General features: G+C 57.8%; 1 pseudogene. It reads left to right on the top strand.

Annotation, left to right across the window (positions count from 1 at the left end):
* Positions 1 to 2 precede the first annotated feature (2 nt).
* Positions 3 to 365: pseudogene (locus tag SB756_RS28520) on the top strand (sorbosone dehydrogenase family protein); the annotation flags it as partial.

Below are 365 nucleotides of genomic sequence, written 5' to 3'. Positions count from 1 at the left end.
CACTGCTGGCAGGCTGTGATGATGGTGCGCTTGTCGATCCGCAAAAGCAGATCGGACCGAATCCTGAACTGCCGCAGGCACAGAACTTCTTTATGCCGCCGATGCAGGTGCCGGAAGGCACGCCGTGGAAAGCGGGCGAAATGCCAAAAGTGGCTGACGGGCTGAAAATCGAAAAGATCGCTGACAATCTGCAGCATCCGCGTCAGGTTTATGTGCTGCCGAATAACGATGTGCTGGTGGCGGAATCCAACGGCCCGGCCAAACCCACCACCCGGCCTAAACAGCTGATTATGGGCATTGTGCAGAAAGCGTCAGGTAAGGGCGGCGCTGGCGGCAACCGGATTACGCTGCTGCGCAACGTCAAT

Source organism: Pseudomonas sp. SIMBA_068, from assembly GCF_046534705.1.
Lineage (GTDB): Bacteria > Pseudomonadota > Gammaproteobacteria > Pseudomonadales > Pseudomonadaceae > Aquipseudomonas > Aquipseudomonas putida.
The sequence above is the reverse complement of the archived record's forward strand: the minus strand, read 5'-3'. Positions and strand labels throughout refer to the sequence as shown.